Annotated in this window: 14 protein-coding genes; 4 read left to right on the top strand and 10 right to left on the bottom strand. The window is 65.9% G+C overall.

Going from position 1 to position 14,941, the window contains the following annotated elements; genetic code table 11:
- A partial coding sequence (locus tag ACP7AU_RS11800) for an IS110 family transposase (RefSeq protein WP_426051518.1) occupies positions 1 to 529 on the top strand: 529 nt, incomplete at its 5' end.
- 337 nt (positions 530 to 866) lie between these two features.
- Here the strand turns inward: ACP7AU_RS11800 and ACP7AU_RS11805 are convergent.
- The 3 genes from ACP7AU_RS11805 to ACP7AU_RS11815 all read right to left on the bottom strand — a co-directional run bounded on the left by ACP7AU_RS11805 (position 867) and on the right by ACP7AU_RS11815 (position 3,368).
- Positions 867 to 1,856: a sensor histidine kinase gene (locus ACP7AU_RS11805; protein WP_426051519.1), complete on the bottom strand. Its 990-nt coding sequence runs from the start codon at positions 1,854 to 1,856 to the stop codon at positions 867 to 869.
- Positions 1,857 to 2,100: 244 nt separating this feature from the next.
- Entirely contained in the window at positions 2,101 to 2,874 is a 774-nt protein-coding gene (locus tag ACP7AU_RS11810) for a class I SAM-dependent methyltransferase (protein WP_426051520.1), read from the bottom strand.
- 194 nt (positions 2,875 to 3,068) lie between these two features.
- Positions 3,069 to 3,368, bottom strand: a complete 300-nt coding sequence (locus ACP7AU_RS11815) for a hypothetical protein (protein ID WP_426051521.1) — start codon at positions 3,366 to 3,368, stop codon at positions 3,069 to 3,071.
- A 79-nt stretch (positions 3,369 to 3,447) separates the two neighbouring features.
- Between ACP7AU_RS11815 and ACP7AU_RS11820 the strand changes: the two genes are divergently transcribed.
- The gene (locus ACP7AU_RS11820; RefSeq protein WP_426038596.1) at positions 3,448 to 3,924 is read left to right on the top strand and encodes a hypothetical protein; all 477 of its coding nucleotides are present in this window, start codon (positions 3,448 to 3,450) and stop codon (positions 3,922 to 3,924) included.
- 16 nt (positions 3,925 to 3,940) lie between these two features.
- Here ACP7AU_RS11820 and ACP7AU_RS11825 read toward each other — a convergent pair.
- From ACP7AU_RS11825 to ACP7AU_RS11850, 6 genes are all read right to left on the bottom strand, one after another.
- Positions 3,941 to 4,695 (bottom strand): IS5 family transposase gene (locus tag ACP7AU_RS11825; RefSeq protein ID WP_426051522.1). Its coding sequence is split into 2 segments (ribosomal slippage): positions 3,941 to 4,362 and positions 4,362 to 4,695, totalling 756 coding nucleotides; the frame shifts between segments, so codons are not numbered across the junction.
- A 102-nt stretch (positions 4,696 to 4,797) separates the two neighbouring features.
- Complete coding sequence (locus ACP7AU_RS11830; protein WP_426038597.1) at positions 4,798 to 4,941, bottom strand: hypothetical protein; 144 nt, start codon at positions 4,939 to 4,941, stop codon at positions 4,798 to 4,800.
- A gap of 155 nt (positions 4,942 to 5,096) precedes the next feature.
- Positions 5,097 to 6,383, bottom strand: coding sequence for an ABC1 kinase family protein (locus ACP7AU_RS11835; protein ID WP_426038598.1), 1,287 nt, complete (start codon positions 6,381 to 6,383; stop codon positions 5,097 to 5,099).
- Between the two features lie 40 nt (positions 6,384 to 6,423).
- The gene (locus tag ACP7AU_RS11840; protein ID WP_426051523.1) at positions 6,424 to 6,918 is read right to left on the bottom strand and encodes a DUF427 domain-containing protein; all 495 of its coding nucleotides are present in this window, start codon (positions 6,916 to 6,918) and stop codon (positions 6,424 to 6,426) included.
- A 283-nt stretch (positions 6,919 to 7,201) separates the two neighbouring features.
- On the bottom strand, positions 7,202 to 7,591 hold the full coding sequence (locus tag ACP7AU_RS11845) for a response regulator (RefSeq protein ID WP_426038600.1): 390 nt from the start codon (positions 7,589 to 7,591) through the stop codon (positions 7,202 to 7,204).
- Complete coding sequence (locus ACP7AU_RS11850) at positions 7,588 to 10,728, bottom strand: PAS domain S-box protein (protein ID WP_426051524.1); 3,141 nt, start codon at positions 10,726 to 10,728, stop codon at positions 7,588 to 7,590. The genes ACP7AU_RS11845 and ACP7AU_RS11850 overlap by 4 nt, the downstream gene beginning before the upstream one ends.
- 280 nt (positions 10,729 to 11,008) lie before the next feature.
- Here ACP7AU_RS11850 and ACP7AU_RS11855 point away from each other — a divergent pair, with 280 nt between their 5' ends.
- Positions 11,009 to 11,848, top strand: coding sequence for a Ku protein (locus ACP7AU_RS11855; protein WP_426051525.1), 840 nt, complete (start codon positions 11,009 to 11,011; stop codon positions 11,846 to 11,848).
- 174 nt (positions 11,849 to 12,022) lie between these two features.
- Here ACP7AU_RS11855 and ACP7AU_RS11860 read toward each other — a convergent pair whose 3' ends face one another.
- Positions 12,023 to 12,424, bottom strand: coding sequence for a metallopeptidase family protein (locus ACP7AU_RS11860; RefSeq protein ID WP_426038603.1), 402 nt, complete (start codon positions 12,422 to 12,424; stop codon positions 12,023 to 12,025).
- Between the two features lie 148 nt (positions 12,425 to 12,572).
- Between ACP7AU_RS11860 and ACP7AU_RS11865 the strand changes: the two genes are divergently transcribed.
- Positions 12,573 to 14,936: an ATP-binding protein gene (locus tag ACP7AU_RS11865; protein ID WP_426051526.1), complete on the top strand. Its 2,364-nt coding sequence runs from the start codon at positions 12,573 to 12,575 to the stop codon at positions 14,934 to 14,936.
- The last annotated feature ends 5 nt before the right edge of the window (positions 14,937 to 14,941 follow it).

Here is a 14,941-nt window from a genome sequence, read left to right on the forward strand (position 1 = left end):
AGATCCGGCCGAAGCGCTCCCTCCCGCCGCACGAACCATTCTACTGGTGCTGGTCTCGACCCTGCGAACACTCGACCAGCAGATCGCCGTGCTCGATGCGGAGATCGCCTCACGCGCCCGGCATGATCCGGTCGCGCGTCGATTGATGACCATCCCGGGGATTGGCCCGATCACGGCGACGGCCCTGATCGCGCTCGCGCCATCGCATGAAGCCTTCAAGAGCGGCCGTCACTTCGCCGCCTGGCTGGGCCTCACGCCGCGACAGCGATCCACCGGCGGTCAGCAGAAGCTGGGTTCGATCACCAAGATGGGCGAACGAACGCTTCGACGGCTGCTGACCATCGGTGTCAGTGCCGTCATCAAACAGGCCGCCATCCGAGGCGCACCAGCAGGGTCGTGGCTCGACCAGATGCTGGCGCGAAAGCCGAAGATGCTGGTCATCGTCGCCCTGGCCAACAAGAACGCCCGCATCGTCTGGGCGCTCCTGGCCAAAGGCGATGTCTACCGAGCTCCGGGCGTGCCGGCCTAGCCAGCACGAACGCGAGACGTCGAAGCGTAGGATGAGCGAAGGAGCGTATGGCGCAACAGTCGGCGAGACGGGATCAGGAAAACCAGGGCTAACCACCGTGCCTCGAGCACGCCATGGGTGATTTGGACCGGATCCGCGAACTCCCATACAGGCCAGCGACGGTTCGCCGCCGCACTACAGGCCGGACAGATGGCAGCATCCGACTACGTGTCAGAAACTCCCGAATTCACTCTTGCGCTGAAGGGGGCGTCCACAGATGGTTAGCGGACATTACCCACGTTGTGCCAGGATATGAAAAAGTGAAGGCTTGGAGCGCCGCTTCCCGATCTGGGCGGTGTTATGTCTGCCCCGACAGGGGCGAGCTGGGCCAGCACAGCCGGGCATCTGCGCCGGGAGCTGCCGACCGAAGCGACCATTGCCCGCCCAGCTGTCGCGCGAGGGCTGTAATGATCTTGAGCCCCAGACTCGCGGGTTCGGTGGTCGCCGTTTCGGAGACGCCCACGCCGTCATCGGCGATGACCAGGGTTCGGACCACACCATCGTCGCTCAGCTCGATCGTGATCTGGCCGGGACGGTCGGGGAAGGCGTGCTCCAGTGCGTTGTTCACGCATTCCAGCATGATCAGCACGACCGGCGTGGCCTCTTCGGCCGACAACGCCACCTCGCCGCTGGAAATGGAGACGACAACATCGTCGCGGGCGGCGGCTTCGAGCGCGTCGTCAACGATGGAGCGCGCCAAGGCCTCGAAAGCCGTTGCCTGCTGCTCAGCGTCAGCCAGGCTTCTCTGGATTCGGGCGACCAGGCCGGTGCGGGCGGAGGCATCGGCCAAGGCCTTGCGAGCACCCGGGTCGACGGCGGCTCGAGCTTCCAGGCTCAACAGCGCACTCACCACCTGGATATTGTTCGAAACCCGGTGCTGCACCTCACGCATGAGGATGTCGCGACTCTCCGCAAGGGCGGCGCTGCGCTCGACCTCGCGGGACAGCCGGCGTGACGCGCCGTCCATGCCGATGATGAAGAAGATGTCGACCGCCGCGACGAAGATGAAAAAGCCCAGGGCGACCAGGGTGGCGACGGTGAGGTCGAATCCTTCCGGGCCGATCCAGAACCACCAGGCGGCCAGGCCCGACAGTGTGGCGGTCAGGATGGCGGGACGCAGGCCGGCATAATAGGCCACCACCACTACGGCCGGGAAGAATGTCAGGTAGGGAAAGCCCGGCGGGAACCAATGCGCCAGCACGTAGCGCACGGCGAAAGCGGCGCCAAACGCGACCAGTGCCAGCAGGTAGCCCCGCCACGCGACGCGTCGGATGAAGTCCTGGTTCATGCGATCCCCGGCAAACGCGTGAAACGCGTCTGCTCGCTCCATCTATCGAAGCTGCTCCGCAGCAAGTCCAGCCCGAGCTCCAACAGTCATCGATGCCCGATGCTGGGCGGTTTCTTCAGCGGACAGGCGACTATTTCGGCAACGGGTCGGAGCATGACACAAGCGTCAGGCCGAAAATCAGACATTGGCCGCCAGGCCTGAGAGCAGGCCTCCCGAACCGCGGCCTGGGGTCGGAAGCGTACGTTCACCCGACTTCGTGATCTGTCCTGCGAGCGAACTCTGTAGCGGGCTGGAATGACCCGAATGAAACGGCACTCAGGAACCGGTCCCTGCCCGGCGAAAGCACGACCAGCCGCACATCTTCCAGAGCCATCCCTTTCATCGCCGAAACATATTCGTGGCGATTGACGATGTCGGTCAGCAGGATCGTGCCGGAAGGCCGGGTGACCCGAACCATTTCCTTCAATGCCAACAGCCGGTCTCCGGCATTCTCAAGATTGTGGACGACCCAACTCGACGAGACGACATCGAAAGACCCATCCTCGAACGGCAAGTGACGCGCATCGGCAGTTTCAACCACAACCCGGTCAGACACCCCGACGAGACGAGCATTTTCGATCGGTGCGTCCGGAACGTTGGCTGACTGGTCGTTTGCAGACCAAACATCCACACCAACCGCTCGGCCAGTCGTCAGTCGCCTGGCTGCCCCGATCAGCATCAGACCCCGACCGCAACCCACGTCCAGAACCTGTTCGCTGCCCTTCCATTCATGGAGATCGAGAATGGCCTCGGCATCACGAACCTTGTCGACAAGACTTCCCCGGATCATCAGGGCAAACATAAAGAGGGCGTAGACTGCGGGGATCAGAACGATGATGCCGATCCAAACTCCCAGAACCGGGGGCGCAAAGACGAAGATGCCTACGCTGGCCGAAGCCAGCGCCATGCCTGCCAGCAAGAACGCGCGGACAAGATCCGGGGCATCAATCCCGAAGTGAGGTTTCTTCGAACCGCCCATTCGCTACTTCCGATCACGACAAGCCGCCGTCAGAGCGCTTGCCGACGATGTCTTGATCGACCGCGTGGATGTCCGCAACGGGTCGGAGCACGACATAAGCGTCAGGCCGAAAATCAGACATTGACCGTCAGGCCTGAGAGCAGACCTCCCGAACCGCCGCCTGGGGTGGGTGGCGGACATTACAGCAGCCGGTCTCAGGACCCCCGATTGACCGCCGCCATCCGTCGCACCACCTCGGCCCTGTCTGCGGCGGCCAGGTTCATGCGGGCGGCCTCGGTGTATTTCTCGCGGGCCTCGTCCCGCTTCCCGTCCGCCTCCAGCGCCCGGCCCCGGGCCAGATGCAGCGCGCCCCACTGCGGGGCACGGTCGGCGGCGGCGCGGATTTTTCGGATCGCGCCGCGCTCATCACCCTGCGCCATCAGGGCGTCCCGCAGCGAGGCGGGTGAGTCGTCCGGGATCGACCGTTCATCCGACGTCGATTGACGAACCATCATAAAAGCTGCCCTGTCTTTGATGCTGTCCGGTCGCCTGGCCTTCTGGCTCGCGCGCAGTCCGGACCGGGAAGCCCCTGTCATGTCCAGAGTTTTCGCCGTCCTGGCCTCCACCGCCACGCTGCTGGTCGCGGCGCCAGCCTTCGCGGGACCGTGCGAGCAACTCGCGGGCGGCCGCTGGCTCTACCATCTCTCGGGAGGCTCGCCCGGCCAGATCGTGACCGGCGTCATGGACTTCCGGGACGGGTCGGGGGCCGACCCCCAGGTACAGAGGGGATTGGTCTTCTTCGCCTTCGCGCCGGCTCCCTTTCCCGCCCAGGTGACCGGCGTGCCGCTGGCGCATGGAAGCTCGGGCTGGGGCCGATGGGTGCAATGCACGGCGATGCCAGGCAATGTCGCCAGATTGTCCCGCGCCATCAGCGTGGACCTCACGGTGTCCGCCGACGGCAAGTCAGCTGTAGCGAGCGGCTACTATGGGGGGTTGTCGGGCTGGGCCGCGCGCGAGCCGGGCGTGGCCGCGACCCCGGCGGGGACCTTGGCGCAACGCCCGCGCAACTAGGCTCAGGACTCATTGGTCATAGCCAGAAGATGACGGTTGCGGCGATGGCGATGGCGGACATGAAGGTGTGGGCGCATCGGTCGTAGCGGGTGTGGACACGTCGCCAGTCTTTGAGCCTGCCGAACATATTCTCGATCCTGTGGCGTTGGCGATAGAGGGTTCGGTCGTGGTCGATCTGGACCTTTCTGTTGGCCTTTGAAGGGATGCACGGGGTGATGCCCCGCTGGATCAGGGCGGCCCGGAACCAGTCGGCGTCGTAGCCCCGGTCGCCCAGCAAGGCCTTGGCTTTGGGCAGGGCGTCGATCATCAGGGCGGCTCCCTTGTAGTCGCTCATCTGGCCTTCGGAGAGCAACAGGACCAACGGACGCCCCTGGCCGTCGCACACGGCATGGAGCTTGGAGTTCAGCCCGCCTTTGGTTCGCCCGATACGTCGGGGAACAGCCCCTTTTTGAGCAGGCTGGCTGCGGTCCGATGGGCCTTCAGATGGGTGGCGTCGATCATCAATCGCTCGGGCCGGGGCCCCTTGGCGGACAGTTCAGCGAAGATCCGGTTGAACACGCCCAACCGACTCCAGCGGATGAACCGGTTGTAGATCGTCTTGTGCGGCCCGTAGTCCTTGGGCGCATCACGCCAGCGCAGGCCGTTGCGGATCACGAAAATGATGCCACTCAGCACCCGTTTGTCGTCCACCCGCGGAATACCGTGCGAGAGCGGGAAATACGGCTCGATCCGCCGCATTTGCTTGTCCGTCAGCCAGAAAAGATCACTCATGACAGGCTCCTCCTGCCTCCAGTGAATCAGATCAAAGCCCCGCGGGGAATCCCTTTAATGGGTCCTGAGCCTAGGCCGCAGCCGATGAGCGGTCGGCGCTCATCAGACCTCAAATTCCGAGGCGACGACGCCTTCGTCCATCATTTTCTTGCGCAAGGTCAGCACCTTGTGCTGGCCTTGGCGGCTCAACAGGAAATTGTGCTTACACGTTTTGCGGCCGCTGTCGGTCAGGGTGTAACCGACCACCTCCAGCCGTGCCGGACCAGATAGGCTCGACTATGGGGCGTCAGCCGGGCATTCTGATGCACGTTCATTCGGCCCTCCTCCGAGGCAGGGTCTGAAGTCTGCAATTCCCGCTTCCTCGGCCCGGACCGGATGGACAACCCATTGAGAGCTCACCTCTAGAGCCAGGGCTGGACAAGTGCCCTGAGATCGATCCGGGCTTTCAGCCTGGCCGCCAGCAGGGCGGTGCCGCTGATCTTTCGCTGGACGAACAGGATGTCCGAAGGCGGCAGATGCCATGCAGCACTGTCCGCCGCGATCTCCAGACCCGGTTCGCGCAAGGCCGCCACGAAGCGGCGATCGCCGAAGTCGAACGGACCGGGGCGCTGAAGCTCGCCGAGGATCACATCGATCATGGCGTCGACGCGCCCGCTATGTCGGGCGACCGCGGCCGGGCCGATGAAGCCCGCCGAGAGCGCTGCAGCCCGCGCGGCCATCCGGTCGCCGGACAGACCTGCGTGCAAGAGCTGGCGGTACCCCAGGGCTGTGGCCGGCTGCACCGGGCGTGCTGCGCCGAAATCGAGCAGGACCAGCCGGCCGCTATCGGGCTGGACGCGGTAGTTGGCGAAGTTCGGATCGGTCTGCATGACGCCGAACTGGAACAGCTCGCGCAGCACCAGGGTCATGAGCGTACGAACGGCCGCATCGCGCGCCGCCTGGGGGGCGGTCTCGAGCGTCTCGATCGGAAGGCCCGACAGGAAGGTCATCGCCAGAACCCGGGACGTCGTCAGCTGTTGATCCAGGGTGGGCACGATGACCTCAGGGGTATCGGCCAGCAGGCGCTCGAACAGCATCATCTGTTCGCCTTCACGCTCGTAATCGGCCTCTTCGGCAAGCTGGCGCTTGGCCTCGGCAAGGAGCGGCGCGATGTCGAGGCCCCTGGGCAGGGCGCCGGACATCCTCAGCAAGGTGGCAACGTTGTCGACATCGGACACGATGCTTTCGCTGACTCCGGGGTACTGCACCTTGATCGCCAGTTCGCGGCCGTCGCGGGTGATGGCGCGGTGAACCTGGCCGATCGACGCCGCAGCAATCGGATGCAGGTCGAACCGCTGGAACCGGTTTCGCCAGTCCGGGCCCCACTCGCGCACCAGAACCTTCTGCAGCTGGGCCGGGGGCATGTGGTGGGCGCTGTCGCGCAACCGCGCCATGATGGCGGTCAGCTCCGCAGGCAGCAGGTCCCCGGCGTCCATCGAAATGATCTGGCCCAGCTTCATGGCCGCACCCCTCAGATGGGACAGGCGGTCGGCGATCCGTCCGACGTTCGACGGCGTCAGGAGCAGGTCTCGCAGCTGCGGGCGCTCGCCCTCCGCGAGCCGTCGCGCGCCCTCCGCCACCATGCCTCCGGCGACGGATCCCGCCAGCCGACCGAACTGGCTCAGCCGCGACAGGCGCCCGCGCGGCACCGACCGTCCGGGGGATGAGCCCGTGTCCCGGCTCACGCTCTCACCACGTCAGGGTCCCGGGGCCGCCTTTGAACGGTCCGGCCAGACGCGAGGTGATCCAGCCGCCGTAGAACCCGCCGACCTGGGGCTCGACGGTCTCGTCGTCGACGCTGCAGCGATCGAAGGGGCCGGCATAGAAGGCGATATGGTCCCGCAAACCTTCAAACGGAGGCGTCGGCTGCGGATAGCTCCAGCCGACGCGCGGCAGGATCTGGGCGCCGATCACGACGTCCCAGTAGGTCGCGTCGCCCTTCCACTCGCAGAACGAGCCGCCGCGGGCGCGACGCAGCAGCCCGGGCGCTATGTCCGAGGGCGGAATATAGTAGCTGGGCGGATGACTCGTCTCCAACGTTCGCACCGCAGAGCGGGTGTCGGCCACGATGACGCCCGCGTGGACGATCAGAACATGCGCACCGCTCGGCTGGGCGATCGCCGGGCGTGGATAGGCCCACACGCTTTCCTGACCGGGCATCACCGGATCGGGCCGGGAATTCACGCCAGAGCCATAACCTGTCACCGCCCCTGCCCCCCGCAATAGATTAACCGCGTCCGCATGGTGCGGATATGGGAGGACGGTCCGCAATGTCATCCGGGTGCGACATCGATGCCCATCAGGCGCTCGCCGTCATTGAACGCCTCGCGCCCGCCCTTGCTGCCATCTCCAGTCTTTCGCGTCGGGATCGCCCTACGCGACGACTTCTCGATCTTGCCATGGCGACGGTCGCTCGAACGCGAAGCGCGCTACCAAGACCTGCTCGACTTGCCGGTATGGAGCGGCGTCAAAGAAGGAGGACATTCGCCCGCTTTCGCCCAGCCATCACCATGCGGACCCGTTGCAACAGCCCGTCCGGCGTGAACGGCTTGGCCAGGTAGCCCGAGCACCCCAGCGCTGCCGCTTCGCGGATCGTCTCGCTCAATCGGTTGGCGCTGACAATCAACACCGGCGGAAACCACGCCATCCGCCCCATGGCCTTCAGGACATCCAGTCCATCTACACGCGGCATGTGGACATCCAGCAGCACGAGCGAGAATCGTGACCGCTTCAACAGGTCGATAGCCGCCTCGCCGTTGTTGACCAGCGACACCTCGAACCCGGCCTGGGTGAGAATGATGTCCATCATCTCGCCGATTGTCGGGTCGTCTTCAGCGATCAGAACAGCGTGTTTCATGCGGCGGCTTCGACGTTGGAAGGTTCGACGTTCGAAGCGGTCAACTGTTTGGCAATGGTCGCCATCAGATCGTGGATCTGGATCGGCTTGCCGACATGGCCATCCATCCCCGCCGCACGACAGGCTGCGACCTGCTCAGGCGGAACATTGGCCGTCAAGGCAAGGATCGGCGTGCGCGACACTTGCCCCGACATCGCACGAATGGCCCGGGTGGCGTCCAGCCCATCCATGACCGGCATGTGCACGTCCATCAGGATCAGGTCATAGTCGCCGCTCGCAGCAGCCTGGACCGCCGCTGCGCCGTCGTCGACCGTCTCCAGCACGATGTCCCAGCTGCCCAGGATGGCCCGCACCAGTTCGCGATTGGCGGCTGCGTCTTCCGCCATAAGGATCCGGGAGCCCGATGGTACCTCCGCCAGGGTCTGGGCGTCGGCGGTCGCACTGGTCCGCGCCACGTCCAGCGGCACTTCCAGCCAGAAGGTAGAACCGTGACCCGGCCGGCTGTCCGCTCCGATCTCCCCACCCATCAGTTCGATCAGGCGGCGCGAAATAGCCAGGCCTAATCCGGTCCCGCCATAGACCCGCGTGGTCGAGGCATCGGCCTGGGTAAAGCGGTCGAACAGCGCGTCGATCTTGTCGGCCGCAATGCCAATCCCGCTGTCGGTCACCGCGATCCGCAACCGCCCGTCGGCCCAGCCCATGTTCAGTAGAACCCGGCCATGCCCGGTGAACTTCACCGCATTGGACAGGAAGTTCAGCATAACCTGTCGCAACCGCCCCTCATCGCCCATCAGGGCTTCGGGCAGTCCGGGCTCTATTTCGATATCCAGCGCCAGTCCCTTGGCCACGCACTGCGCCTCAACGATCCCCGCTGCCCCCTCAGCCATGGCCTTCGGATCGAACGGCATGGGATCCAGCCCCACAGCGTCTGCTTCCAATTTTGAATAGTCCAGAATGTCATTGATCACGCTCAGCAGCGCTTCCGACGACGTCGCGATCCGGTCCGCGAAGCGCCGCTCGGCGTCCGGCAGGCTCTGGCTGCCTTTCAGCAGCCCCGAAAACCCGATCACGCTGGTCAGGGGCGTGCGCAGCTCATGGCTCATATTGGCCAGGAATTCGGACTTGGCCCTGGCGCCCGCCTCCGCAACGTCACGCGCCTCGATCAACGCCTCCTCCAGCGCTTTGGTCTCCGTGATATCGCGGACCACGTCCTGAAACTCGAAGGGCTGCCCTTTCGCATTACGGATCACCTTGGGGTGGGCCTCGAGCCAGACAAACGATCCGTCCTTACGAACACCGCGATAAGGCACGCGAGGCGACGGCGTTCCGGGCCCGCTCCGCGCGTAGTCGGCAAATACAGCCTGAACCCGGTCTACGTCTTCGGGATGCATGAAATAGCCGCACGGTTGACCCACCAGCTCTTCAGGCCGGTAGCCCATCGGCCCCTCGATCGCAGGAGACAGATAGCGGAATACCCCGTCTATTCCGTAGGTTGCGATGATGTCGGTTGAGTTGTCCGCCAGTAGCCGATAGCGCGCTTCGCTGGACTTGATCGTCTCTTCCGCCTGAACCCGCTCGGTCACGTCCTGGAAGACGCCATAGAGTGCGGTTGTGGTTCCGTCCGGCCCGCGTTCGGGCCGGCATTGGGAAATCACAGTGCGTTCCTCGCCGTCCGAACGCATCAGTCGCAGTTGGAACTCCCCGGCTTCGCCTGTCTCCATCGCCTTGGCACACCAGTCACGGACGGCCTGCTGGTCGTCCGGATGATAGAACCCGACCGCATCGTCGAGGTTGGGGTCAAAGGCCTCGGGCGTCACGCCATGGATCCGATAGACCTGCTCCGACCATCGGACGTGCCCGGACACAGCGTTCAGCTTCCAGGAGCCCAGACCCGCCAGGTTTTCCGCAAGCCTCAGAGTCTCGACCAACTCGGCCTGCTCGCCTTCAACGACCTTCCTGGCGGTGATGTCGCGGACATGGTCCTGCATTTCAAAAACCCGTCCGTCAGCGTCGCGCAAGGCACGCGGCGACGCCTCCAGCCAGACGATCGTTCCATCGGCCTTGAGGGCCCGGTATTCGTAGCGCGTGACCTCCGCCCCTGAACCCGCTTCGAGATAGGCCTTCACCTTGGCACACACGGTGGGAAGGTCTTCGGGGACGGTAAAGTCGCCCCATTTCCGGCCGATCATTTCTTCGGGTGTGCGACCGAGGATGGCTTCAACCGACGGCGACACAGACAAGAACGATCCGTCTGCCGCGTATCGCGCGACGATGTCGGTGGCGGTCTCGCTCATCAGTCGAAACAGGTTTTCGCTCGCCTCGATACGCTCTTGTCCGCGCACTGACTCAGTGATGTCCTGAAAGACGCCGAACAGAGCGATGACCTGGCCCTCATGGTCCAGCTCAACCTTGGCCTGGGTCCGCGTAACGCGCTGCTCGCCGACGCGGTCTATACGCAGGAGCGTGTCATAGCCCTCCCCGTTAACCAGGGCCCGCTCGATGAGAGCCCAGACTTTCGCCCGGTCCTCCGGGTGATACTGGGGGCTCATGGCTTGGAACGTTGGATCGACCGAACCAGGCTCCAGCCCGTGGATGCGGAACACTTCGTCCGACCATTCAATCGCCCGCGTCGCGACGTCGTATCGCCAATGACCGACCCCGGACATCGCCTCAGCCATCTCAAGCTTGGCGGTCTGTTCACTTTGGCGGCGCATCAATCGGGCCTTGTCGATCTCGTGACCTGCCAGCCCTGCCAGAAGCACCAGACTATCCATCTGGGCGGCGGTGGGTGCGGGCCGGGCCACAGTGTCGATCACACAGACCGCGCCGTCCTGCGCTCCATCAACGGTTGTTATGACCGCCCCGGCATAGAACCGCACGCCATCGCGCGTAACCAGACCGTTGTCCTGAAACCGGGGATCAAGCGTGGCGTCCTCGACCACCATCGTCGATCCTGCCGGCCCGCCAACCATGTGGGCGCAGAAGGATTCGTCCCGCGTCGTCTGATCTGCGTCATAGCCCCGGTTCGAACGAAACCATTGCCGGTCCTGATCCAGCACAGTGATCAGAGCGATAGGCGCGCCGAACAGTGCCGCCGCAAGTTCGGTCAGCCGGTCGAACGCTTCGCTCTTTGCCATCGCCAAATCCCTGTGAACGCTCAGGGTTAATGCCCGATACCGAACAAAGCGTTACCTGGTAAGGTGCGCTTTGGGTCGGGATCCCCAGTCGAGAGCCGGCCGGGAAGGCGACCTTCGCCCGTCGCCTGCTGACGCCGGAACCGCCGGATCATCGCGCTCGATGCACGCCCGTGGGTGACCGGGAAGAGGAGGGGTCCGGGACGCCTCGACCACGCACCGGGTTGAGCCGCTGAACCAACCGGCGGGACAAGCATTCGACTCGGTCCCGAGGAGTCGTCCCATGCCCGCACGCCCCACCTGGCAAGGCCATCTGAAGCTGTCGCTCGTCACCTGTCCAGTGGCGCTCTATGCGGCGACGACCAGGACGAACGACGTCTCGTTCCACCTGATCAATCCGAAGACCAACAATCGCATCCGCATGGTCGCGACGGACCCCGATACGGGGCCGGTCGAGCGGTCGGATCTGGTCAAGGGCTATGAGGTGTCGAAGGACGAATACGTCCTGTTCGACACCGCCGATTTCGACAAGGTGAAGCTGGACTCGACGCGGACCATCGACATCGACCAGTTCGTCGACGCCGACGATATCGACCGGCTGTACTGGGCCGACCCCCTCTATGTCGTGCCCGACAAGGGGGTGGGGGCCGAGGCCTTTGCCGTCATCCGCGAGGCGATGGCCAAGCAGAACAAGATCGCCATCGGCTCGCTGGTGCTCAGGAACCGCGAGCGGCGCATCGCCTTGGAGGTCCGGGGCAAGGGGCTGGTGGCCTGGACGCTGCGGGCGCACGACGAGGTGCGCGACGCCGAGGACTATTTCGACGACATCCCGACGATGAAGGCGGATGCCGACATGGTCGATATCGCCGCGCGGATCATCAGCCAGAAGGATGCTGACTTTGATCCGACGCTGTTCAAGGACCGCTACGACGAGGCGCTGAAGGCGATGATCAAGGCCAAACAGGAGGGTCAGGGCGTGGTCGAGGCGCCGGAACCGGACGACACCAATGTCGTGGACCTGATGGCGGCGCTGCGGAACAGTCTGAAGGGGTCGGCGGGGGGAGTCGCGGCGAAGAATCCGCCGGCGAAGACGAAGGCTCCGGGGAAGAAGAAGGCGGCCTGAGTTTCCCTTCTCCCCTTGCGGGAGAAGGTGGCAGCCGAAGGCTGACGGATGAGGGGTCTCGCCGGCGGGTGGAGTTAGGGGGCAGACGGTAAATTGGCGAGGTCAGCGTGACCCCTCATCCGACCTCCGCTCCGCTTCGGCCACCTTCTCCCGCAGGGGGAGAAGGAAGCATCATCAATCCTCGGCCTCGATGCCGTCGATGTCGTCGTCGTCGAGGCCCATGTGGTGGCCGATCTCGTGGATGAGGACGTGGGCGATGATCTCGGCGAGGCCGACGTCGCCGCGCTCGCACCATTCGTCGAGGATCGGGCGGCGGTAGAGGAAGACGCGCGACGGCTCGGGCGCAGGGCCGAAGCCTTCGCGCTCGCCGATATGGACGCCGTGATAGAGGCCAGTCAGGTCGAACGGGTCCTCGAGATCGACCGCAGCCAGGGTCTCCTCGTCGGCGAAATCGTCGACGCGGATGACCACATCCCCGGCGGCGGACCTGAACGGCTCCGGCAGGGCGTCGAAGGCCTGGCGCGCCAGCCGGGCGAAGTCGTCGAGCGAAGGGGCCGCTTGGTCGTTCCAGGTCATGGCGGGGGAGTTAGGCGCTCGTCCGGGGCAGCGCCACCGTGGCGCAAGGGACTCACCGTCGCGCACGCCCCGACTACTTGTTAACCATCCATTCGCGCCCGGCGCGGCTTCGGCTATGGTCGCGATTCGATCCAGCGGGTGAACGGGTATGGCGGAGGCCGATATCGCCTTTGCGGCGGCGGCGGGAGCGGCGGGGCTGGCCCTGTCGATCAGCGTCTGGGCGTGGCGTCTGCGCCGGGCCGTGGCCGCGCGCGAATCCATGATTGAGCGGGAACGGGTCGCGACGGCGGTGAGCCGGGCGCAGCACGACGGCGCCCTGACCGCCTTCGACGACGTGCGCATCGGGCTTACGCCGGGCGAGCCGCCGCTGTTGCTGGGGCGGGACGATTTCATCGAGGCGGTGCGGCTGGCCTTTGCGAAGGACGTCCAGGGGTCGCCGGGCGCGGCCCTGGCCGAGGCCCTGCATGCGGGCCTGCCCGAGGCGATCGACGCCCTTCTGGCCGACGGGACCCCGTTCGAGGCGCACGACGGCGACGCCTGGAAGATCGAGGGCAGCGCCGTCAACGGCACCGCCTGGCTGAGGCTGTCGCCGGTAGTGCGGAGCGTCTCGCAGGTGGACATCCAGGGTGGGCCGGGCGAGGGCGCCGGCGAGCACGGGTTCGGGGCCGGGCTGATCGCCGACGCCTCGCCCTCGCCGACCTGGGTCGTGGATCACGACGGCCGTCTGGTCTGGGCCAACAAGGCGTGGCTGGCCGAGGTGAAGTGCGGAACGGTCGAGGCGGCGCGCGAGGCCCGGGCCAGTTTCGACCGCGGCGCCGACCAGCTGGCGGCCGAGGCCGCGCGGGTCGGGACGCATCAGGAAGGTTTCCGCTGGACCGCCGGAGACGGACGTCGCCGGGCCTGGAAGATCCTGGCCGAGCCCCTGTTCTCGGGCGGCGCGGCCGGGCCGGGCGGGCCGGTGCTGGTCTTCGCCATCGACATGACCGAGGCCGAGGAGACGCGCGATACCCTGCGTCGTCACGTTACGGCCCACGACGAGACCCTCAACCATCTGGCCGATGCGGTGGCCATCTTCGGGCCGTCCAAGAAACTGGCCTTCCACAACATCGCCTTCCAGGTGCTGTTCAACCTCGATCCGGCCTGGCTGAACGAACGGCCGACGCACGCCGAGTTGCTGGACCGGCTGCGTCAGCGCCGGATGCTGCCCGAGGTCATCGATTATGCGGGCTGGAAGGCGCGCGAGCTGGAGTTCTACGAGGCCACCGAAGCAGCGGCCGACGACAGCTGGTCCCTGCCCGACGGGCGGACCCTGAGGCTGGTGCGCCAGCCCCATCCCCTGGGCGGCATATTGCTGCTGTTCTCGGACATCACGGGCGAACTGAGCCTGCGCAGCCGGTTCAACGCCCAGCTTCAGGTGCAGACGGCGACGCTCGACAAGCTCAACGACGCGGTCGCCGTGTTCGGCTCGGACGGGCGGCTGCGGCTGCACAACGAGGCGTTCGAGACCTTCTGGAGCCTGTCGGCCGAACAGCTGGAGGAGGCGGGGGAGTTCGATGCCATCGCCGAGCTGTGCAAGACGGCCCTGCCCGACGCGGCCCTTTGGCTGGGGCTGAAGGCGCGGGTGGCCGATCCCGATCCCGAGAGCCGCATCGCCGTCTCGGGCGAGGGGCGCACGACCGACGGGCGGACGGCGGCCTGGCAGACCCGGCCCCTGCCCGACGGCGCGACCCTGGTGGCCTTCTCCGACGTGACGGCGCGGCGCGAGCTGGAACAGGCCCTGGCCCAGCGCGAGGCGGCCCTGAAGGAAAGCCAGGCGCTGAAGCGCGAGTTCGTGGGCTCGGTCAGCTATGAGCTGCGGACGCCGCTGACCACGATCGTCGGCTATTCCGAACTGCTGGAGACGATGGGCGATCTGCCCGACCGTAGCCGCCAGTACGCGGGGGCCATCCGCGTCGCCGCCGGCCAACTGACCCACTCCATCGACGATGTGCTCGACATGGCCCAGATCGACGCGGGCGAAATGGAGCTGTCGCTCGGCGACGTGCGCATCCGTGACCTGTTCGCCGCCGCCGTCGAGAAGCATCGGCCGAGGATCGAGGGACGCGGCGCGACACTGAAGGCCGTCGCCGCCGCCAACCTGCCGGCCATCCGGGCCGATGCGCGGCGGCTGGCCCAGGCCGTCGATCATCTGCTGGACAATGCCGGGCGCTCGGTGTCGGAGGGCGGGTCGGTGTCCCTGCGGGCCGAGGCCAACTCAAGCGAGCTGCGCATCCGGGTCGAGGACACCGGCCGGGGCATCCCCTATCATCTGCAGGCGCATGTCTTCGACCGGTTCGTGAAGCGCGAGCGCGGCGGGCCGGGCGTGGGGCCGGCCTTGGTCAAGGCCCTGGTTGAACTGCACGGCGGCTGGGCCGAGGTGGAAAGCGAACCCGGCAAGGGCGCGGCCTTCATCCTGCACCTGCCGCTGGAGGCCGACAGCGGGGCTGCGGCGCCGGAACTGGCGCTGGGGTAGACCGC

Source organism: Brevundimonas sp. SL161, assembly GCF_049896985.1.
Taxonomy (GTDB): Bacteria; Pseudomonadota; Alphaproteobacteria; order Caulobacterales; family Caulobacteraceae; genus Brevundimonas.

Bases quoted from the DNA above. Each gene is read 5' to 3' on its own strand.
- ACP7AU_RS11845 (WP_426038600.1), bottom strand. From the start codon at position 7,591: ATGAAACACGCTGTTCTGATCGCTGAAGACGACCCGACAATCGGCGAG.
- ACP7AU_RS11805 (WP_426051519.1), bottom strand. From the start codon at position 1,856: ATGAACCAGGACTTCATCCGACGCGTCGCGTGGCGGGGCTACCTGCTG.
- ACP7AU_RS11855 (WP_426051525.1), top strand. From the start codon at position 11,009: ATGCCCGCACGCCCCACCTGGCAAGGCCATCTGAAGCTGTCGCTCGTC.
- ACP7AU_RS11865 (WP_426051526.1), top strand. From the start codon at position 12,573: ATGGCGGAGGCCGATATCGCCTTTGCGGCGGCGGCGGGAGCGGCGGGG.
- ACP7AU_RS11820 (WP_426038596.1), top strand. From the start codon at position 3,448: ATGTCCAGAGTTTTCGCCGTCCTGGCCTCCACCGCCACGCTGCTGGTC.
- ACP7AU_RS11860 (WP_426038603.1), bottom strand. From the start codon at position 12,424: ATGACCTGGAACGACCAAGCGGCCCCTTCGCTCGACGACTTCGCCCGG.
- ACP7AU_RS11815 (WP_426051521.1), bottom strand. From the start codon at position 3,368: ATGATGGTTCGTCAATCGACGTCGGATGAACGGTCGATCCCGGACGAC.
- ACP7AU_RS11810 (WP_426051520.1), bottom strand. From the start codon at position 2,874: ATGGGCGGTTCGAAGAAACCTCACTTCGGGATTGATGCCCCGGATCTT.
- ACP7AU_RS11850 (WP_426051524.1), bottom strand. From the start codon at position 10,728: ATGGCAAAGAGCGAAGCGTTCGACCGGCTGACCGAACTTGCGGCGGCA.